This is a genomic window from [Clostridium] ammoniilyticum (assembly GCF_025566905.1).
Lineage (GTDB): Bacteria > Bacillota_I > Bacilli_A > Erysipelotrichales > Coprobacillaceae > Faecalibacillus > Faecalibacillus intestinalis.
The window spans coordinates 179,527-201,433 of sequence record NZ_JAOQJR010000002.1 but is presented as its reverse complement, the minus strand read 5'-3'; the positions used below and the strand labels follow the sequence as shown (position 1 = coordinate 201,433).

Genomic DNA, 21,907 nt, shown 5'->3' with positions numbered 1-21,907 from the left:
TCCGATATTTTCTTCCGTGTTCTTTTTATAGAAAAGAAAAATGAAAGATTATTTAGTAAGAGGATTAGTCAATAGTAAAAATTGTCGTGTGTTTGCCTGCCAAACAACGAATTTATTAGAAAAAGCAAGACAAGAACATGATTTATGGCCAACAGCATCTGCTGCTCTTGGAAGAATGATGTCAGCTACTCTTATGATGGCTGCAATGAATAAAAATAATGAAAAAATGACTGTCACAATTAATGGTGGAGGACCAATTGGTACGATGATGGCTGTTACGCGTGGTGATGGACATATTAAAGGTTTTGTAGGTGATCCACATGTTCATTATACTTATAATGATACTGGACATTTAGCAGTAGGTGTGGCTGTTGGAACACAAGGAACGTTACAAGTGATTAGAGATATGGGGTTAAAAGAACCCTTCTGTGGAACAGTACCACTTCAAACAGGTGAAATTGGTGATGATTTTTCTTATTATTTCATGGCAAGTGAACAAACTCCATCAGTTGTTTCTGTAGGTGTTTTAGTTGATGAAACAAATGAAATCTTATCTTCAGGTGGTTTTATTATTCAATTATTACCAGAAGCTACTGAAGAAGATATTTCTTATATTGAAGAAAAAATAAAAGATTTCCCTGCTGTTTCTTCATTGATTCATGAAGGAAAAACACCAGAAGAAATCTTAAAAATGATTTTTGATAATGTTGAAATTACAGATCGACAAGATTTATTCTTTACTTGTGATTGTTCAAGAGAAAAGATGATCAATGCTTTATCAACTATTGGAAAACAAGAACTTCAAAGTATGATTGATGAAGATCATGGTTGTGAAATTACATGTCAATTCTGTAATACAAAATATCAATTTAGTGAAGAAGAATTGCAAAATTTAATAAATCGTTTATAATCACATTGAAAAATGTGATTTTTTAAAGGAGAAAAAATGGAAAACAAGAAGAAATTAATAGCTTTAGTAATAGGAATTATACTTATTATCTTAGTAGGTGGACTTGTTTTCTATCTAACAAGTCATTTAACGAAAACAACGATTTGTAAAGGAAAACTAGATATGATTACAACGGAAGAAGTGGAAGTCATTTCTAGTGATGAAAAAGTTAAAGAAACAAAAACACAAGTTACATATGATTACAGTGATTATGTTTCAGATATGTATCCTATTTCTTACTACAAAGATTATATAAAAAATAGTAATAAGTTTTATAAAGATATAAATGGTGTTAAAGCTTCTTTAAAAGTTAAAGGAAATAAAGTAATTTATACAGTTGATATTCAATACGATAGTGATTATATGAAGGATTTAGTAGAAGCAGGACTTGTAAGTACTAATGGAAGTTATAAGGATATAGAGTATATCTCTTTACAAGATACATTAAAAAATCAAGAAAATGCTGGTTTAACGTGTAAAGAAAAATAAAGGCTCATGCCTTTATTTTTCTAGGAAATCAACTCTTATTAAGATAACTTATATCTATTTAGGGGAGGAAAATAGAGGGAATATATAAGTTATCTGTTTATATTATGTACAATTGTTTAAATTATATACAGGAGGAATTAAATTTTGAAAATTAGAGATATAGAAATCAAAAATCCCGTAATTATGGCACCAATGGCTGGTATTACTAATATGGCTTTCCGTAAAATTGTGAAAGAATTTGGGGCAGGTCTTGTTTATTCTGAAATGGTCAGTGATAAAGCAATTTGTTATGGAAACCAAAAAACAATTGAAATGTTACAAGTAGATGAAGGAGAACATCCTGTAAGTATTCAATTATTTGGTGGTGAAGTAGAAAGTATGGTACAAGCGGCAAAATTTATTGATCAACATTCTAATTGTGACATTATTGATATAAACTGTGGATGTCCTGTTAATAAGGTTTTAAAGGCAAATGCGGGAAGTAAACTTCTTCAAAATCCTCAATTAATTTATGATATTGTCAGTAATATTGTCAAAAACGTAAGTAAACCAGTAACTGTTAAAATTAGAAGTGGTTTTGATAAAGAACATATTAATGCGGTAGAAGTTGCAAAACTTATTGAAAAAGCAGGAGCAAGTGCAATTGCTGTTCATGGAAGAACACGTTCACAAATGTATGAAGGAAAAGCTGATTGGTCGATCATTAAAGCTGTTAAAGAAGCAGTTTCTATTCCTGTTATTGGTAATGGGGATATTCGAAGTGTAGAAGATGCGAGAAGAATGCTTGAAGAAACAGGATGTGATGCCATCATGATTGGACGTGCAGCGCTTGGAAATCCATGGCTTATTAAGCAAGTTGTCGAAAGTTTAGAACATGAAACAGATATTCCTGAACCAACGTATAAAGAAAAAATAGACTGGTGTTTAACTCATGCTAAAAGATTAATGTCTATTGAACCTGAACGTATTGCGATGTCACAAATGAGAGGACATGCACCATGGTATATTAAAGGATTAAAAAATTCTTCAGCTGTTAAAAATGAACTTTCAAAAGTCAATACATATGAAGAATTAGAAAAGATTCTTAAAGATTATGAACAATTTTTAGATACACTATAAAAAGCAACTAAGCGTTGCTTTTTATAATATATTCAATAACTTCATCCAACGATTTTAAAAGAGTTGTACATCTTTTTTGATGTAAATCATCAGGATTTTTTAAATCAGGAATGCAAATAACGGGAATATGTGCTTGATAAGCACTATCAATACCTGCTTCACTATCCTCTAATACGAGCGCTTCTTCAGGGAAAACATCGAGTTTTTCACAGGTTTTTAAAAAGATATCAGATGCCGGTTTTCCATGCTCAACTTCAAATCCATAAATGATATCATCCATATATTGCTTAATTTGATGTTTTTCTAATAAACTTTGGGCACGTTTTTCATGACTTGATGTCGCAATGATTGTTTTAAAGTGATGTTATTTTAAATGTTTAAGGAGTTCTTTGGCTCCAGTTTTAAATCAACACCTTCATTTTTTATATATTCACTTTCATATTCGTGAAATACATCAATAGCTTTATCGATATCATAATCAAGATGATATTGTTCTTTAATAAAGTTAAGTGATGTGATTAATTGTTTTCCCGGGAAATCTTTTATGTATTCTTTTAAAGTAAATGCAAAAGCGATATGAACACTTTAAAATCAATTCACTAGACAAAGAAAAGTCCACAACTACGCTGTTTCAGCAAGTACCCTAAAAAATATAAAGAAAGGTATGTATAGAAAAGTACCAACGAATGAGGAACGCCCACAAAAAAGCGTTCCTTTTCTTATTCAGACATTCAAAATTGAGCGTTTATTTTTTTACCCAAAATGAAAAGAGCATTTAAGAATGAAGAACATATTAAAACGAGTTTGTACGGGCTTTCTCGCATTGGCAACGGTAATCACTATCTTGCCGGCAATAACGACTCATGCAGCAGAAAAACAATACTGGACTGAAAGTGCCGAGCGTGTCGGCTTTATAGAACAGGTAATGAATGACGGTTCTATCAAAGCAACATTTAATGAGGGCTATATGAAAGTCGAGGGAGAAACTGCTTATTGTATCGACATCAACACGGCTTTCAAAAATGGCTACAAGATACGAGCAGACGCAAGTACGCGTATGAGTGCAGACCAAATTTCTGATGTGGCTTTATCTATTGAATATGTGAAACAGTATGCTAAAACACATCAGGAATTAAATTACAAACAAGTCTATCTATTAGAACAAGTTGTTGCTTGGCAGAAATTGAGTGTGCATTTGGGTTGGCAGTGCGACAACGTGCGTGCGACATATAGTGAAATTCCAAAGGCTACACAAGAGGAAGTGTTTGCAGGCGCAAAAACCTTTGTGAAAGAAAATAAAGGACGCTATGAATGTGGCGGATATATTTATTCCGGCGAGGGTCAGGAACGTGGACAGTTTTGGGCGAAGTTGAATGTTGGAAATGCAAAACTTCAAAAGGTTTCAAGTAATACAGGTATTACCAATGGCAACGCCAACTATTCTATTATCGGTGCGACTTATGGTGTCTTTGCTGATAAAGAGTACCAAAAACAACTTGCCACCCTTACAACTGATGAAAACGGAAATACAGATGTTGTCGAGGTAAAAGCTGGAACTGTCTATATTAAGGAACTTTCTGCACCAGCAGGATATAAAGTGGATAAAACTGTATAATTCCTTAAAGGTTGAAGCTGGAAAGACAGTATCAGATACACCAAAAGTAACGGACACTTTGATTGAGCTTTTCAAGATTGATATGGAAACACAGAAAGACAATCCGCAAGGGAACGCTTCTCTAGCAGGTGCAGAGTTCGAGTGGAAATATTATGATGGTTTCTATACAAAAGATAATCTTCCATCAGAGCCAACACGCACTTGGACAACAAAGACAATCGCTGAAAAAGAAAGTGACGGTACAATCCATTATATAACGAAATTATCAGATACATACAAAGTATCCGGCGGCGCATCAAAGTGAACGTATCTGTGAAATACTTGGATAACCTGACAAAAGCAGAACAGATTTCACAGTATGTATTGCTACTTCATAAGGATAGTAATTGGAAGATCATAGGATAAGTTTTCCATACTTTTATTTTAAATATTTCATCGGTAGGCTGTATCGTGAGGGTGTGGTCTGCCTTTTTCTCTTTTCCTGTCTTAAAAACGCTGACGAATAAAATGTTGCCCGATATAATGAGGATATCAAAAACGCAAAGGAGTGAACTCTGATGTTTGAAAGAAAAATCAATTTCGTAAAGATGTATGTCAAGCAAAACGGAATGTCTGTCAAAGAATACAGAACCTATATGCAGGCTCGCATTGAAGATATGAAAACTAGGCCTAAAAACAAGGGATTGGTTCTATGGTATATTTGGAAAGAAAACGTCAAGTGTAGAGCAGTATTTTCAAGTCTGTGCAAAGGTAGCAAAAAAGAGGTTAAAAAGATATAGGCGTACATTTCTTTGATGAGATGTACGCTTTTCATATTATGATATTTTGAAATTTTATCTTCCATGAAATTTATAATTTCTCTTATAACAAAATAATCAGGAGGGATTATAATGAAAAAATACGCTTATATTCGCGTTTCAAGTAAAGACCAAAATATTGCAAGACAGGTAACGGCAATGCAGAATATTGGGATTTTAGAGAACGATATGTATATTGATAAACAATCAGGTAAAGATTTTCATCGCGAACAATATCAGATGTTAATAAAGCGATTACAATCGGGTGATGAACTTTATATTAAATCAATAGATCGTTTAGGACGAGATTATGATGAGATACAAGAACAATGGCGTTATCTTACCAAAAAGATCAACATTAATATTATTGTATTAGATTTTCCACTTTTAGATACTAGGAATCGAGTAAATGGGATTACAGGGAAATTTATTGCTGATTTGGTTTTACAAATATTATCTTATGTGGCACAAGTAGAACGAGAAAACACTAAACAACGACAGGCTGAGGGGATACGGATTGCCAAAGAAAAAGGAATACGGCTAGGGCGACCACCTATGCCTATTCCAAAAGAATTTGAAGAAATCTATCGATTATGGAAAGAAAATAAAATCAGTAAACGAAAAGGTGCATTGATGTTACATACTAATCATAATACTTTTTCTAACTGGATAAAAAAATATGAAAAAAGTATTGAAAATAACGGTAGTTCATGTAATTAAAAGCAGACATTTTATTCCATTAAAATAAGAAGTTTTTCTAAATGGAATAGGTATAAAACTTCTGTTTTTCTTTATATTTTAAGCGGTAAAATGCAAAAACATTTCATATTATCTCAATTTTAGATTTTATCACTACTGGTAACAAAAGTCTACTTTCTGTGGCAATAAAAGTCTGCTTTTCTTACCATTTCATGTATCTCTTAACATACATTTGGTTCAAAAGATAGATAGGAGGGAATAAGAATGAACCTAACCAAGAGAGCAACTGCATGGTTTCTTACATTGGTTATGATACTGGGATTGGTATCGCAGACTGTATTTGCAGAAGAAACAACCGATTTGCCACTTCAAACTTCTTTGCTTCAATATGAAGTCTTGCAAGAAATAAATAAAGATAAAACTGAATCGGCTATTTCTTTGGAATTTACAGAGACAGAAACTATTCAGTTGGAGAAAGTAACATTGCCAGACGGCACAGAGAAAACAGAAAATTTTGCTGTTATTGCTTATACTGTTTCTGAAAATGGAAAATATGAATTTGTAGTAGATTATTTCAAAGATGGTATAGAACAGGAAGAAATGATACAAGTTGAAGTAACTGAATTATTGGAAAAGAAAACAGAAGAGGAAATTCCAACAGAAGAAAAGGAAAATCTTACTGATGTTGAAACAACTTCTAATATGCTGCAAGCTGAGGGAAATACTTATAAGGTTTCCAGTGCGGATGAATTGACGAGGGTATTGGAGCAGATTGGAAAAAGTCAAGAAACAGAAGCAACGATTGTGTTAAATGCTGATATTGGAAATGATGTGAAATTTGTTGGTGTTGTTAATAAATCCATTACTGTGAAAAGTACAGACGGACAAAAACACGCACTTACTCTTGGAAGTGAATTAGTAGGTGATATTACATTAGATAATGTAAAGGTAACCGCTGGAACATTGTATTGTAGTGGATATAGAACCATTTTTACTGAGAATTGTGAGTTTACGATTTCTGGTACTCTTTATGGTGGTGGAAATTCAAAGACCGTATCAAGCGTTTATGTAAAAATAAACGGAACAGGAAAAATAAATACTTCCGATATGGAAAATGTAGTTGTTGGTGGTAGTTATAAAGGATCTGTAGACGGAGATATTTATGTAGAACTTGTAGGTAATATTAGCTATGGAAACAACGAAGGTGGCAATTATCTGATAGGTACAAACAAAGCAACAGCTTATGGTGGAGATAGACCAAGTGGTACACCGCTTTATGTAGGTGGAAATGTAACATTGATTCTTGATGGACCAGCTACTAATACAAGACCGCAGAATATCGTTGGAGCATATAACTCTCATGTTAAGGGAAATGTAACTGTACAAGTGAAAGCTGGTTATGCTACTGGAATTGAAGGAATGCGAGAAGATCCAACGCAATCTATCGTTGATGGAGATATACATATTATTGCAGGAGATTCTGCATATGCAGGTACAGACCGTATCGTTCGTATTGGTGCAAATTGGGACATTATTGGTGCCGGAGAAAAAATAAATTTAACAGGTAACCTGTTCCAAGTTGGCGGAAATGTAACAGTTGATACATATGAAAATGTTTGGGGTTGGGATAAAGATGGAACTCCAGAAAGTGATCCACCGGGAATTGTAGGTGCAGAATCTGCAATAGTTGGTGGGAATGTCACAATCAATGCCAATGGGTCACATTTAGAAGATATTATTGGTGTTGATGATTCTGCAACAACAGGTTCAATCGTTAATGGAGATATTATTATCAATGCTACTGATATTGATTTGAGAAATAGTTATAATTATCAAAGTGGCATTATCCCTGTTTATGCAACAGCCAGAAAGGATGTAACAGTAAATTTAGATGGTGGCTCTTTATCGGGAATCTATGGATATGGCGGTACTGTTAATGGTAACATGGAAATCAATATCACAGGAAGTCCAGTGTTTACAGATGATGAAGCCGGCGTTTGGGGAGTAAATAATACAGATACAAAAGAAAGATCAGTTCTTAACTTTGATAAGGCTCAAACTTCTATTCCAATCGTAGGATATTTTACAGAGATGAATGTTACTAATGATTCAGATGTGACTTTAGGAAATAAAAAAAAGAATGCTTTTAATATTTATGATATAAATATCAATACAAATGCAAAATTAACAACCAATAAGCAAGCATATTCCAAAGGTGCTTTGACTATGGATCATGGTACTTGGATTGCTAATGGTTATCTTTATGTCACAACTGCAACAAATACAAATAACTCTGAGATTGTAATGAACGATTATGCAGCATTTGGATATGGTTATAAAGATAACAGTGCTTATGATAAAACAGTTGTGACAAGCATTGACGATACATATACATTTAATCAGTGCAATTATGTCGATAAAATCTATGGTAATGCTGTAATTACAAATAGCACATGGAATGTATTTGTACCAACTATGATTGGTGGAGGCTATAAGGCAACTTCAAACAAATTAAATTTATTAGCATTTGTAGATAAAGAAAATTATCCTGACGAAAAGATACCTTTAGAAATTTTAGGTACAGCTACAGGAAAAACAGCAGTAACACTTGTAGATAAGACAGATACTTCTAAAGAGGGAAAACCAATCGTTGGGCAAAATTATATCAATGCACTGAAAGTAAGCAAAGATACTTTTGAATTGGTAAATAAGAATGCAGAAACAGAGGGCTTATACTTTAAGAAACTTGCGGACGCAAATACACAAAATAAAGCTGATTATGATATGTGGCAGGTTGCAAAAAAAGACACATATCGTGTGTTATATGAATTTGTGGGTGGAACAAAAGGAAAAAGCCTTCCACAAGAAGTGACAGATTTATTACCAATAGATCCTTCTAAATATGTAGAGGGTGCAACCATTACTGCGATTCAACCAGATGAAACAGAAATTAAAGTAAGTGATGGCGTATGGACATTTAAAGGATATGACGCTGATAGTAAAGTGGCTAATGCAGATAATGCAGATAAAAACAGAAATGTTTCATTTACTGGCACATGGGAATTCAAGGTAAATCAGTATGTCGTAGATTACCGCTTTGAATCTACAACCAAAGATAAAGAGCTTCCAAAAGAAATTACAGACCAGCTACCAGAAACAGGAAGTGTTGAGCATGGAAAAACAGTGCAACCATCAATAGAAACATTTGCCGATGTAAAAGTATCAGATGGTATATGGTCATTCAAAGGTTGGACACCTGCTAAGCATGATAATGTAACAGATAATGTAGAGTTTGTAGGTACATGGGAATTTAAGAGAAATATGAGTGATATTAACCGAATTCCAATAATCAATGCAAGTGATAAGACATTAACAGTTGGAGATGTGTTCGACCCATTCAAAGATGTAACTGCAACAGATAAGGAAGATGGAAATTTAACAGAAGAAATTGAAATCCTGAAGAATGAAGTGGATACAAGTAAAGCTGGAGTATATGAAGTTACATATAAAGTAACAGATAGTAAAGGAGCTTCATCTGTTAAAACAATCAAAGTTACAGTAAAAGCAAAAGATAAACCAGTAGCTCCAAGTGAACCAGATAAACCGACGCAACCAGATACAGATAAACCTAATAATAGTGGAAGCGTTGAAACAGGCGATAAAACAAATATGACACTTTGGACATTATTGTTACTTGTATCAGGAATTGGTGCTATCGGTGTATATCGAAAAAAAAGAAGAACAAATCAATAAATCTTATAAGTAATTTGAGGAGAATTGATTTATGAAACAGGATATTTTTGAAGATATGAGTACTGAAATAGGTTGCGAGTATATTTCGGATTTATCACTTTATAAAGATCAAGTAGAAAAGAAACTGCTGAAAATTTCATTGGAAGAGTATTCAGAAAAACAAATCTGTGAACTTTGTGAGTATGTATTTGGCGATAGTTCTATTTTGAAATCTTTATATGAAAAACAAAATAATGATACTTTACATCTGTAATGCTATATTGCAAATGGTGTAGAAACTAAAAAATTATTTCTAGTTTATGAGGGTAGTTGCCTAAACATAGACGCTACCCTTTTTCAAAAGACAAAGGAATGAAAGGCTATGAGAGAACCTACCCCTAACGAGAAAAAATAATTTTCTTGTTTCTGATGTAGAATCAGATAGTGGTTTTCCCATGTACAAAAAGAAGAAGTACAGTAAAACAAATATGTTTTATTGGCTTTTTTCGTATTTGAAAAAATTTTTTCAACTTTTTTTCAAAATTTGTATTCAAATCACGTCTCGCTGTTGAGTGTTGGTGCGGAAAGAGGGAGATACCGATTTTCGCTATATGTAGAGAGGGGGGTGAAGATATGAAACCTACTTCTTTTGAAACGGCAATCCGATTGCAGTTTGATACATTGGTTAAACGCGTGATTGATTGTACTGTGAAGAATTATGAAAAAGAGTTAGATCGTCGTTCCAGACGTGAAGTTCTCTTTTGCGAATTGCCGGAAATCAAACGTAATGTACTTCTGCTGTCCTATTTTGAAGAACTTTCGGATCAGGCGATTGCAGAATTGATGGACGCAACAAGGAACGGAATTTATAAGCGTAGACAATCTGCGTTGCAGTTAATGCGAGAACTATTACAGGAGGAAGAATGACATGGTAAAGAGTGTTGATAAATGCCCTGCCTATCGAACTATTTCCGCTGCATGTGATGGTAGCGAGAAGTCTATGGATAAATTGCTGAAATTCTATGACTTTGAAGATAAACAGAAAGTGCTTGACGCATTTGGCAAAGTTATCAAGATTGCCAATGGAAATATAGAAATGACATGGAATATCTAAGTTCCATGTCATTTCCTAACAAAGTTTATTTTAGCCAAAATGATTTAAAAGTGTTTAGTTTACTAAACCATAATCATTTAAAAAATCACGATAACATTTATAAGAAATCATTTCACTATCAATTAATAATCCATCCATATTTATTGTTTTAAAAAATCAACCTCGTTAGAAGATAACATGAAGTGCTTGTTAAAGAAATCAAGCACTTGTTTTTTTGTTAAAGATAATGAGAAAAAATCTTTTGAATTAATAACAGGTAATAGAAATCTTTTAATGTGATTTTGATTAATAGAATCAAGATGATTTAAATTAAAATCATAGCTTTCATATTTATTGCTTATTGCTCTATAAAATACAGCACATTTTTTTATTTCTTGAATATCGTGTTCAAGAAAATATGAGAATTAATCATATAAAGAATATCATATAAATCACGTGGAGTTGCACGTGTCATTAAGGCAATAAATTTACTTCCGTAAATTGCATAGGGATGCAAAGTTCTTATTAAAACATTTTTAACCAATCCATAATCTTTACTTTCTACAACAATAAGATCATAGATATGATTACGGAAGATATAATTGATTTCTATTTTAATAGAATCCTTATTATTTCCTGCGTTTATATAATAGATTTTAAAGCTATCTAAAGCATAATGATATCGAGATTCTTTTTCTAAAATATAATCATTTTTTTAAATAATTTTTAAGTAGATTGGTTATTTTTTGCCTTATGATGAGCATCTCATCTTTAGTAACATGATTGGTGAAATCTAGGTCAATGTCTACTGATAAACGAGGTAAATCAAAAATAGTTAAGTTAATAGCTGTTCCACCTTTTAAAGCAAGATTACTAAATAAGATAAGCACCATTTTGTCCATCTCTAGGACCAGTAACCAAATCTCCCTCCCAATGACCAAACTCCTTTCTAGAGCTGATATATTCAGGTCTTTCAGTGATAGAAGGTCCTTTTTCTCAGTTAGAAACAATTACTTCTAAAGAATTAAAAACCATGCCTTTAATTTTACATGAATGTTTTGACCTTCAAGAAAGGTTAGCTCATTGCACACAAGTTGATTTAAAAAATTTAAAAATTCAAGCAACTTATAATGTAATCAATGGTTCAGATATTGAACTGATAAGAAATAATTTAGGATACTTACTTGCAACTGACAATCATCTAACACAAACTTTAGATGATTTAAATATTTAGAACCTAATTTAAGTGAATTATATGCACTTGTATGGAAAAAAGCAACTACATTTTAGTAGGGAAACTAGAGCTTTTTATGAACAAATAGAGGGAAAATAAAAAAATGGAAAATTACTTTTCCACTTTTTCGTTAATTAATAAACGAATTGTTTTATAAAGATGTGGTTTAAATTCTACAATAGGAAGTGGTTGTTTTTCAACAATTGAAGTAAAAACAGTTGAACTGACAAGTTCAATAATCATAAATAAAGTCATTTCAGGATATTCTAAAGGAATATCCTTTTCTTTTACTTCTCTTATAAATAATTCCTTAATTCCTAATTCTTCACTATCTAATAAATCAGTTAACTTTTCACTATAAAGTCCTAAAGACAAGTTCTTTTGAATAAACTTAAGAATGTTAGGACGATCAATTAATTCATTAATAATAGAATCTATAATAAAAACAATTTTATCATCTAAACGATCAAAGTGATGTTGATTGGCTTTTTTACAAGCATTCGCAAAGAATTCATGAGAAGTCTTTGCAAGTAAAACATCTTGAAGTTCATATTTATCTTTAAAATACAAATAAAAAGTTCCTTTAGCAATTCCTGCTTCATGAACAATATCTTGAATAGATGTTTTTTTAATTCCTTTTTCAGTAAATAAATGTAAAGCGGTATTTAAAAGCTTACGTTCTTTTTCTTGTTTATTATCATTTATCTTTGATTTTATATCTTGAATTGCCATTTTAACACATCCTTTTAGAAATATTTTATGTTCTAAAATTTGAAAAGTCAAATAAAAATATAAAAAAATGACTTTTAGTCATTTATATATTGACCGATGGTCATTTTAGTGCTACTATCATAACTGACCAAAGGTCATTTAGGAGGGTGAACTATGAAAAAGCTAGGAGAAACAATTGGTAAATTTGTTGTAAAACATAGAATACTAATTGTTATTGCATCAATTCTTCTATGTATTCCATCATTATTTGGATACATCAATACAGATATCAATTATGATATTCTTGTTTATCTACCAGAAGATATTGATACGATGAAAGGACAAGATATATTAGCTGAGGATTTTGATATGGGATCTTTTGCGATGTGTGTTGTCGAAAATATGTCATCAAAAGATATCTTAGATTTAGAAGAAAAATATAAAGATATTGAGGGAGTTGTCAAAGTTGTATCAGCCAACGATATGATTGGAACAACAATTCCTAAAGAAATGTTACCAAGTGATGTAACAAAACAATTTAAAAAAGGTAATAGTGAATTGATGTTGGTTACTTTTAAAGATAGTACAGTAGCCATTGATGCAATTACACACATGAGAGAAATCACCAGTGATAAAGTTGTTCGTATTGGTGGAATGTCAGCTTCTACTTTAGATACAAGTATTGTTGCTGATAGTGAAATTATTACTTATGTTATTGTTGCTGTTATTTTAGTTTTAATTGTTTTAATGGCATCGTTAGATAGTTATGTTGTTCCATTTCTATTATTAGGAAACATCGGACTAGCAATTCTTTATAATATGGGATCTAATATTTTCTTAGGTCAAATTTCATATATTACAAAGGCAATTGCTGCTGTTTTACAATTAGGAGTTACAACAGACTTTTCAATTTTCTTATATCATAAATATGAACAAGCTAAATTGAAAGTGAAGACAAATGATGAAGCCATGACATTAGCCATTGGTGATACACTTGTTTCTATTGCAGGTAGCTCACTTACAACTATTGCTGGATTTTTAGCGTTATGTACAATGCAATTAACATTAGGTTCAGATATTGGTATTGTAATGGCAAAAGGTGTCTTTATTGGGGTTCTTTCAACAGTTACAATTTTCCCAGCATTTTTATTAGTATTTGATAAACTTGTCTTTAAGACAAAACATAAACCAATTATTCCATCATTTAATGTTGTTAAAAATTTTGTTGTTAAACATTATAAAATTATTTTATTAGTTGCATTAGTTATTGCTTATCCAGCTTATTATGGAAATGCACATGTTAAAAGTTATTACAATTTAACAAAAGATTTACCACAAGATTTAAAAAGTTGTGTCGCTAATAGTGAATTAAGTGATGAATTTGATTTAGTTGCTTCACAAGTTATTTTAGTAAATAAAGATATTAAAGAAAATGATTTAAATAAAATGGTTAATGAAATAGAAAATGTTGAATCTGTTAATCTTGTTTTATCACCATCAGAGTTATCAAATCTAGCAATTCCTGATGAAATGATCCCGGATGATGTAAAAGGTATCTTTGAAAGTGATCGTTATAAAATGATATTTGTCAATTCTACTGAAGAGATTGCAACCAATAAATTAAATAAAGTAATTGATAAAATTGATCATATTATCAAAAAATATGATAAAAATGCTATAATGGCAGGGGAAGGTCCATGCATGAAGGATTTGGTTAATATAGCAGATGAAGACTTTAAGAATGTAAGTATTGCATCTATTGGAATTATTTTTATCATTATGTTATTTGTTTTAAAATCAGTTTCACTTCCAGTATTGTTAGTTTCTGGCATTGAACTTGCTATCTTTATCAATATGGCAATCAGTTATTACACAGGTGATGTTTTACCATTTGTTGCCTCTATTGTTATTGGAACAATTCAACTTGGAGCAACAATTGATTATGCTATTTTACTTACAACAAAATATTTGGAAAATAGAAAAAATGGTATTGATAAGATTAAAGCAATGGATAATGCAATTAGTAATTCTGCAGGTTCAATCTTTGTTTCTGGAATGTCATTCTTTGCAGCAACATTTGGAGTAGGAATGATTTCTAAATTGAATATGATTGGATCATTATGTAATTTAATGTCAAGAGGAGCACTTATTTCAATGTTTATTGTTATTTGTGTTATTCCAGCAATCTTACTTGTATTTGATAAAGTTATTATTCATACTTCTATCGGTTTTAAACAATTAAAAAATAATGTAAAAGGGGAATGTTAAGATGAAAAAAGCAAAATTAATCACTTCTTCAGCAGTTGTAATGACAATGGTCATGAGCTCAATTGTTCCTGCCTTTGCCTATTCAAAAGAAGAAACAGTTTATAGTAAGTTAAAAACAAATGGTTCAGAAAAAACAACAGTTGTTTCTGAACATCTTATCAATGATCAAAATGAAACATCATTAGATGATCAATCATCATTAAAAAATATTAAAAATGTTAATGGTAAAGAAACATTTAAACAAGATGGTTCTAGTTTGGTATGGCAAACAACAGATGGACAAGATATTTATTACCAAGGTAAAACAACAAATTCATTACCTGTTTCAATGAAAGTAACTTATAAATTGGATGGTAAGAAAACGAAGTTAAAAGATATGCTTGGTAAAAAGGGTAAAGTAGAAATTCAAATTTATTATACAAATAATGAAAAACAAACTGTTGATGGTAAAGAACTTTATGTTCCTTTTGTCGTTACAACAGGAACAATGTTACCAACAAAAACAAATTCTAATATTGAAGTTACAAATGGTAAAGTAATTAGTAATGGTTCTTCTAATATCATTATGGCAATTGCTGCTCCAGGATTATCAAAGAACTATGATAATAATAAAGATTTAGAAAAATTAAATTCTGTAACAATTAAATATGATACAACAAAGTTTAAATTAAATAGTTTAATGTCAGTAGCAACACCATCATTATTATCTGAAACAGATATTAATTTTGATGATTTAAATGATGTTTATGATAGTGTAGATACATTAAATTCATCATTTGATCAAATTATTGCTGGTGGGAAAACATTACAATCAGGCTTAAAACAATATGCTTCTAAATACAGTGAATTTGATCAAGGTGTAGCATCTTTAAAAACAGGTGCAGCTTCTGCTCTTGTAGGATCACAAAAATTAACAACAGGTATCGAAACACTTTATAATGGATTAATTACTTTAGATGGACAAAGTGCAACATTAGTTGGTGGAGCAAAACAAGTATTTAATACTTTATTAACAACAACACAAACACAAATTAATAATCAATTGGCTGCTACAGGAATGTCTATTGAATTGACAATTGATAATTATCAAACAGTTTTAAATGGTTTAATGGCAAAATTACCAGCAGAAAATCAACCATTAATCAAAACAGCTTTAGCACAATTAGATTCATATAACAAATTCTATCAAGGATTACAAAGTTATACAGATGGAGTTGCTCAATTAAAGGAAGGAGCTAAGAGTGCTGTTGATGGTTCTAAACAATTAAGTGAAGGATTATCTTCATTAAGTGATGGATCTAATACTTTAGTACAAGCAAGTAGTCAATTAAAAACGGCATCAAATCAATTAGCTCAAGGTAGTGATACTTTAGTTGATGGTTTAACTTTATTTAAAAGTAAAGGTTTAGATAAGATTTCTAGTGTTTTAAATGATACAGTGAAAAAAGATGTAGATACAACACAAGAACTTGTTGATTTAGCTAATGATTATAAAACATTTGCAGATAGTAAAGATGGTGTAGAAGCTAAAACTAAATTTATCATGATTATTGATTCAAAATCTAAGAAATAGAATTGGGTTTCCAATTCTATTTTTTTACAAATTAAGATAAAAGGTTTGAAGATAAAACAATATTTTATTCTTATGATAAGTGATTAGAGAAAAACGTTGATTTCATGCGCTTTTTCTTAAGAAAAACACTTTACAAATAAAAAAAATGGTATAGAATACTTACCAAGGAGGAAGTAAAAACTGAGGTTTTGAAGTGAGAGAATATGAAAACAATGATCGAAGTACAATACCAAGAAAAGAATGTTAAAAATGGTGATTTAGATAAATACGTTAAAGAAACTTTAAAAGAACAAGGTGTAAAAACAACAGAAGTTGAAACTTTAAATATTTATTACTTACCTGAAACTGCTAAAGTTTTCTTTGTAGCAATTAAAAAAGATGGTTCTGAATTAAAAGGTGAATTAGATGTTAATGCTATGCCTGAATATCCAGAAGTTGTTAAAAAAACAGCTGCCAAAAAAGCACCAGCTAAAAAAGCTACTGCAGCAAAAGCTGTAGCTGCTAAAGAAGCTAAACCAGTTGTTAAAAAAGCAACAACTGCTAAAAAAACTACTAAAAAATAATAGAGGAGAACCGAGAGGTTCTTTTTTTATGCTTTAAATGTATGATAGATGATAGTTAATAAGTATTTGAAGATTTATATAGATGATTTAAAATATAAGCAAAAGGGGGATCATATAATGGAATATGTTACATTAAATAATGGTTTAAAAATGCCAATGGTAGGTTTTGGTGTTTTTAGAGTACCAGATAAAAAAGAATGTGAAGAATCAGTTTATCAAGCAATTAAAGCGGGATATCGTTTAATTGATACAGCTGCTGCTTATTATAATGAAGATGCTGTAGGAGCTGCTGTAAAAAGAGCAATTGCTGATGGTCTTTGTACAAGAGAAGATTTGTTTATTACTTCTAAATTATGGGTACAAGATATGATGGATTACGAAAGTGCCCAAAAAGGAATTGAAGCTTCTTTAGAAAAAAGTGGTTTAGAATATTTTGATTTATATTTATTACATCAAGCTTGTGGTGATTATTTCAGTGCTTGGAGAGCCATGGAAACTGCTTATCAAGAAGGTAAATTAAAAGCAATCGGTGTTTCTAACTTCTATCCAAATATTCTTACAAACTTCTGTGAAGTTGTTAAAGTAAAACCAGTAGTCAATCAAGTAGAACTCCATCCATATTACACTCAAGAAAAGGCGTTAGAAACAATGAAATATTATGATGTTATTCCAGAAGCATGGGCACCACTAGGTGGAGGAAGATATAATCCATTTGAAGATGAAATGTTAAAAGGAATTGCAGCTAAATATAATAAGTCTGTAGGACAAGTAATTCTAAGATGGAATGTACAAAGAGGAGTCGTTGTTATTCCAAAATCAACACATGTAGAAAGAATTAAAGAAAATATAGATATCTTTGATTTTGAATTAAATGAAGAAGAAATGAAACAAATTTCATTATTAGATATGGGATATTCAGGATCAAGAGCTAAACATTTTGAACCTGATTTTGTAAGAATGGTTTTAAATAATAAGATTCATGATTAATGCACTTACGTGCATTTTTTCATTATTAAAACTAATTTTATCGCTTATATTGACAATAAATTTGAATTAAGTTAAGATAACGAAGTAGAAATAAAGGCAATGAATAGACAAGTAATAATAGCCCTTCATTCAAAGAGAGTCTTGGTTGGTGGAAAAGATAATGAAACTATTATGAATAAAGACTAGGAGCTGCATCTTGGATGTTTTGATAAGATGACGTAAGCCACGTTATAGGCAAGACTATTAATAGATAGTTATTGAGGTTAATAGGGTGACCTATTGATGAATTTGGGTGGTAACACGATTTAGCTCTCGTCCCATGGGATGGAGAGTTTTTTATATTTTAGGAGGAAATTATGGAAGAAAGAAAATTTAGTGAACAAGAACTTGTTCGTAGAGAAAAAATGCAAGAACTTATTGATAAAGGGATTGATCCTTTTGGTCAAAGATTTGATGTAACTGCTTATTCAAAAGGTATTAAAGAACAATATGGTGAAAAAACTCATGAAGAATTAGAAGAAATGGCTGTAGAAGTATCTGTAGCTGGTAGAATTATGACTAAACGTCGTAAAGGTAAAGTATGTTTCATGCATATTCAAGATAGAGATGGACAAATCCAATTATATGTAAGAAAAGATACTATTGGTGAAGATGCTTATGAAATCGTTAAAAAAGGTGATATTGGAGATATTATTGGGGTTAAAGGTACAGTATTTATGACAAATACTGGAGAATGTTCAATTAAAGTAAGTGAATATACACACTTAACAAAAGCATTACGTCCTTTACCAGAAAAATTCCATGGTTTAAGTGATATTGAAGAAAGATATAGAAGAAGATATGTTGACTTAATCATGAATGAAGATGCTAAAAAAATTGCGTTTACAAGACCAAGAATCATTCGTTCAATTCAACATTATTTAGATAGTAAAAACTATGTAGAAGTTGAAACACCTGTACTAAATCCAATCTTAGGTGGAGCAGCTGCAAGACCATTCGTTACTCATCATAATACATTAGATACTGATTTCTATTTACGTATTGCGACTGAATTATCTTTAAAGAGATTAATTGTTGGTGGTATGGATGCTGTTTATGAAATTGGACGTTTATTTAGAAATGAAGGTATGGATAGAACTCATAACCCTGAATTTACTACAATTGAAGTTTATAAAGCATTTAGTGATCTTGAAGGAATGATGGATTTAACTGAAGGTATTATTTCTAATGCAGCTATGGAAGTTAATGGAACTTATGAATTAGATTATAAAGGACATCATATTTCTTTAGCTCCAGGATTTAAACGTGTTTCTATGACAGAAGCTATTAAAGAAAAAACTGGTATTGATTTCAATGAACATATGTCATTTGAAGATGCTAAAAAATTAGCTGAAGAACATGGTATTGAAGTAGAAGCTCACTTTGGTTATGGACATATTATCAATGAATTTTTTGAAAAATATGTAGAAGAAACAATTGTTGAACCAACATTTGTATATGGTCATCCAATTGAAATCTCACCACTTGCTAAAAAGAATTTAGAAGACCCACGTTTCACACAACGTTTTGAATTATTCATCTGTGGAAACGAATATGCTAACGCATTTACTGAATTAAATGATCCAATCGATCAATATGAAAGATTTGCTGATCAATTAAAAGAAAAAGAATTAGGAAATGATGAAGCAAACGAAATGGATTTAGATTACGTAGAAGCTCTAGAATACGGTTTACCACCAACAGGTGGAATGGGTATGGGTATTGATAGATTAGTTATGTTATTAACTGGACAAGAATCTATTCAAGAAGTTATCTTATTCCCTCAAATGAAACCAAGAAACAAATAAAACAACAATAAAATCAACATTTTTTTGATTTTAAATTTGTGATTAACACATCAAAATAAGACACATTTATTGATGATAAATATACTTAAAATAGCACTTATTTAGGTATAAAAATCATTAATTAGATGTGTCTTTTCTTATTAAAAGTATATATTATAGCTAATTGGTTTTAATATGTTAAAAAGCATGAGTAGACAAATTTCTAGATAAAATATTATAATAGCAATATGAATGAAAGAAATTATACAATATTAAAATATTTAAAAGAGAACGGCGAATATGTGACTTCAGAAAATCTAAGTGCGTTATGTAATGTAAGTACCAAAACAATATTAAAAGACATTAAATTAATAAATGAAGACATGAAATCAACAAAGAATTATATTGATGTCAAAACATCTCAAGGATTAAAATTAGTTATTAATAATGTTGATGAATTTATTAATTTATGTAATTCCTATCGCTCTTTACAAGATTCTTTTGTTTTTAGTGTTAATGAAAGAGAAGATTGGATTCAAAAATATTTGATAGAGTCTAATGATTGGGTTAAATCAGAAACATTATGTGAAATGCTATTTGTTTCTGCTTCTGTATTGTCGCAAAATCTAAAGGGAATTAGAAAATCACTGTCAAAATATGATTTAAAATTAGTACAAAAACCACATTATGGAATGAGAGTAGAAGGAAGAGAATTTAACAAGAGATTATGCTTAGCAGCAATATATATTTCTTATATTGATCAACGCGATGATTTTCCAGGAAATCAGTTTAATTCTAATGATTTGTTAATGATTCAAAATATTAGTCAAATTCTTGAAAATGTAATGGTCAAATATCAAATTTCAATGTCAGAAGTATCTGTTCAAAACTTTATTATTGTTATTTTTGTATCATTAAAAAGAATTAAACAAGGTATTTTATTGAAAGCTACAGAAGAAATGATTATTGATATTTCTCGTTGGACTGATAGTGTTGTTGCTGTAGAATTAGCAAAACAAATTCATAAACACTTAGGAATTGAGATGAGTGATCAAGAAATTGTGTCTCTTTCAATACATTTAGCATCAAAGAGAATTATTAGAAATTTTGATGAAAGTATTCATCGTATTATCAAAGATTTTGATGTTAATCAAATTGTAAATACTATGTTAGTTAATATTCAATCACAATGGCACATTGATTTTTCTAATGATAATGAATTAAGAGATTACTTACTTTTACATCTTATTCCATTAGAGGTTCGTTCAAGATATAATGTAGTTCTTCGTAATCCGCTTATTGATAAAATAAAACAACAAAATATATTGGCTTATCAATTAGCTGTTGCTGCATGTAGTCATCTTGTAGATTATCATGGAAATAATTTAAGTGATGAGGAAATAGGATATATCGCGTTACATTTAGAACTTGCTCTTCTTAGAAAGAAAATAAAAGATAAAAAGAACATTCTTGTAATGTGCGGTGTAGGAAGAGGAACATCAAGTACTTTAGCGTATCAGATAAAGGAAATGTACGGAAAATTTATAAATGAAATTCAAACGGTTGATTATATTGGAATTAAAAGTTATGATTTTGAAGATGTTGATTTTCTTATAACGAGCACACCGATAAAAAATAAGTTGCCTATACCAGTAATAGAAGTTAATTATTTTTTAAATAATAATGATAAACAAAGAATACTCTCCTTTTTGGATGATCAAGATAGTTTTCATATGCAAGAAGTAATTAAGAGGAATTTAATAATAAAAAATATTAATGAAGAAACAAAGGAAGGAGTTCTTTCTTATATTATAAAAAATACTTTAGGAAATGAAAGTATTTCAAAAAATTTGATTGAAGAGGATTGTATAGGAAACTATGAATTAGAAAATATGCTCGCCATCTTATCTTGTTGTGTTGATGAACCAAAGACAAAAATTATTATAGGTATTTTATCAAAACCTATTTTATGGAATAAGAAAAAAGTACAACTTGTTATTATACCGCTTATTGGTAAAAATATAGGGATAAAAATCTTAGATTTATATAAGGAACTTTCTTATTTTGCGGATAATTCTAACTATATAAAAAGAATTATAAAAAAACAAAACCAAGAAGAAATTATAAAAATATTTAATGATATTGAATTGAAAATATAGATAAAGAATTGGTAATTTATCAATTCTTTTTCTATATTTTGAAAAGTTCCACAATGAAATGGAATTTATATACATTGAGTTCTATAATAGAGG

The 21,907-nt window shown here is 30.5% G+C and carries 20 protein-coding genes, 1 pseudogene and 1 other annotated feature; of the genes and pseudogenes, 17 read left to right on the top strand and 4 right to left on the bottom strand.

Annotated elements, in window-relative coordinates; translation table 11 throughout:
* The first annotated feature begins 40 nt into the window (after positions 1-40).
* The 3 genes from hslO (at position 41) to dusB (ending at position 2,557) form a co-directional block, all read left to right on the top strand.
* Positions 41-910: an Hsp33 family molecular chaperone HslO gene (gene hslO / locus OCV55_RS03080; protein ID WP_147579768.1), complete on the top strand. Its 870-nt coding sequence runs from the start codon at positions 41-43 to the stop codon at positions 908-910.
* Between the two features lie 36 nt (positions 911-946).
* The gene (locus OCV55_RS03075) at positions 947-1,438 is read left to right on the top strand and encodes a DUF1307 domain-containing protein (RefSeq protein WP_032091186.1); all 492 of its coding nucleotides are present in this window, start codon (positions 947-949) and stop codon (positions 1,436-1,438) included.
* A 141-nt stretch (positions 1,439-1,579) separates the two neighbouring features.
* Complete coding sequence (dusB, locus tag OCV55_RS03070; RefSeq protein WP_147579767.1) at positions 1,580-2,557, top strand: tRNA dihydrouridine synthase DusB; 978 nt, start codon at positions 1,580-1,582, stop codon at positions 2,555-2,557.
* 7 nt (positions 2,558-2,564) lie between these two features.
* On the opposite strand, the gene OCV55_RS03065 is transcribed toward dusB, so the two are convergent.
* A complete protein-coding gene (locus tag OCV55_RS03065; protein ID WP_267309797.1) occupies positions 2,565-2,903 on the bottom strand; it encodes an HAD family hydrolase in 339 nt (112 codons plus the stop codon).
* Positions 2,904-3,338: 435 nt separating this feature from the next.
* On the opposite strand from OCV55_RS03065, the pseudogene OCV55_RS03060 reads away from it, so the two are divergent.
* From OCV55_RS03060 to OCV55_RS03025, 7 genes and pseudogenes are all read left to right on the top strand, one after another.
* A pseudogene (locus OCV55_RS03060) lies at positions 3,339-4,461 on the top strand (MSCRAMM family protein); the annotation flags it as partial.
* Positions 4,462-4,729: 268 nt separating this feature from the next.
* Positions 4,730-4,951 (top strand): hypothetical protein, encoded by a 222-nt coding sequence (locus OCV55_RS03050; RefSeq protein ID WP_118536904.1) that lies wholly within the window; start codon positions 4,730-4,732, stop codon positions 4,949-4,951.
* A 111-nt stretch (positions 4,952-5,062) separates the two neighbouring features.
* Complete coding sequence (locus OCV55_RS03045; RefSeq protein ID WP_048924247.1) at positions 5,063-5,689, top strand: recombinase family protein; 627 nt, start codon at positions 5,063-5,065, stop codon at positions 5,687-5,689.
* Between the two features lie 243 nt (positions 5,690-5,932).
* A complete protein-coding gene (locus OCV55_RS03040; RefSeq protein ID WP_267309785.1) occupies positions 5,933-9,421 on the top strand; it encodes an SHIRT domain-containing protein in 3,489 nt (1,162 codons plus the stop codon).
* 31 nt (positions 9,422-9,452) lie between these two features.
* On the top strand, positions 9,453-9,674 hold the full coding sequence (locus OCV55_RS03035; RefSeq protein ID WP_117811922.1) for a hypothetical protein: 222 nt from the start codon (positions 9,453-9,455) through the stop codon (positions 9,672-9,674).
* A 359-nt stretch (positions 9,675-10,033) separates the two neighbouring features.
* Positions 10,034-10,327, top strand: coding sequence for an RNA polymerase sigma factor (locus tag OCV55_RS03030; protein ID WP_048924251.1), 294 nt, complete (start codon positions 10,034-10,036; stop codon positions 10,325-10,327).
* Between the two features lies 1 nt (position 10,328).
* Positions 10,329-10,514 carry a hypothetical protein gene (locus OCV55_RS03025; RefSeq protein WP_048924252.1) on the top strand — a complete coding sequence of 62 codons (186 nt, stop codon included), beginning with the start codon at positions 10,329-10,331 and terminating at the stop codon, positions 10,512-10,514.
* 367 nt (positions 10,515-10,881) lie between these two features.
* Here OCV55_RS03025 and OCV55_RS14050 read toward each other — a convergent pair whose 3' ends face one another.
* Positions 10,882-11,148, bottom strand: a complete 267-nt coding sequence (locus tag OCV55_RS14050) for a nucleotidyl transferase AbiEii/AbiGii toxin family protein (protein ID WP_394802852.1) — start codon at positions 11,146-11,148, stop codon at positions 10,882-10,884.
* A 52-nt stretch (positions 11,149-11,200) separates the two neighbouring features.
* Positions 11,201-11,386, bottom strand: a complete 186-nt coding sequence (locus OCV55_RS03020; RefSeq protein WP_158556413.1) for a nucleotidyl transferase AbiEii/AbiGii toxin family protein — start codon at positions 11,384-11,386, stop codon at positions 11,201-11,203.
* 83 nt (positions 11,387-11,469) lie between these two features.
* On the opposite strand from OCV55_RS03020, the gene OCV55_RS03015 reads away from it, so the two are divergent.
* Entirely contained in the window at positions 11,470-11,727 is a 258-nt protein-coding gene (locus OCV55_RS03015) for a hypothetical protein (RefSeq protein WP_147579765.1), read from the top strand.
* Positions 11,728-11,838: 111 nt separating this feature from the next.
* On the opposite strand, the gene OCV55_RS03010 is transcribed toward OCV55_RS03015, so the two are convergent.
* Positions 11,839-12,459, bottom strand: a complete 621-nt coding sequence (locus tag OCV55_RS03010) for a TetR/AcrR family transcriptional regulator (protein WP_147579764.1) — start codon at positions 12,457-12,459, stop codon at positions 11,839-11,841.
* A 153-nt stretch (positions 12,460-12,612) separates the two neighbouring features.
* Between OCV55_RS03010 and OCV55_RS03005 the strand changes: the two genes are divergently transcribed.
* The 6 genes from OCV55_RS03005 to OCV55_RS02980 all read left to right on the top strand — a co-directional run bounded on the left by OCV55_RS03005 (position 12,613) and on the right by OCV55_RS02980 (position 21,814).
* The gene (locus tag OCV55_RS03005; protein ID WP_147579763.1) at positions 12,613-14,706 is read left to right on the top strand and encodes an efflux RND transporter permease subunit; all 2,094 of its coding nucleotides are present in this window, start codon (positions 12,613-12,615) and stop codon (positions 14,704-14,706) included.
* Position 14,707: 1 nt separating this feature from the next.
* Positions 14,708-16,279, top strand: a complete 1,572-nt coding sequence (locus OCV55_RS03000) for a hypothetical protein (protein WP_147579762.1) — start codon at positions 14,708-14,710, stop codon at positions 16,277-16,279.
* A gap of 203 nt (positions 16,280-16,482) precedes the next feature.
* Positions 16,483-16,842, top strand: coding sequence for a DUF6465 family protein (locus OCV55_RS02995; protein ID WP_267309784.1), 360 nt, complete (start codon positions 16,483-16,485; stop codon positions 16,840-16,842).
* A gap of 117 nt (positions 16,843-16,959) precedes the next feature.
* Positions 16,960-17,829, top strand: a complete 870-nt coding sequence (locus OCV55_RS02990) for an aldo/keto reductase (RefSeq protein ID WP_119362514.1) — start codon at positions 16,960-16,962, stop codon at positions 17,827-17,829.
* 90 nt (positions 17,830-17,919) lie between these two features.
* Positions 17,920-18,152, top strand: a binding site (T-box leader).
* A gap of 33 nt (positions 18,153-18,185) precedes the next feature.
* The gene (lysS, locus tag OCV55_RS02985; protein WP_032091192.1) at positions 18,186-19,676 is read left to right on the top strand and encodes a lysine--tRNA ligase; all 1,491 of its coding nucleotides are present in this window, start codon (positions 18,186-18,188) and stop codon (positions 19,674-19,676) included.
* 227 nt (positions 19,677-19,903) lie between these two features.
* The gene (locus tag OCV55_RS02980) at positions 19,904-21,814 is read left to right on the top strand and encodes a BglG family transcription antiterminator (protein ID WP_147579761.1); all 1,911 of its coding nucleotides are present in this window, start codon (positions 19,904-19,906) and stop codon (positions 21,812-21,814) included.
* The last annotated feature ends 93 nt before the right edge of the window (positions 21,815-21,907 follow it).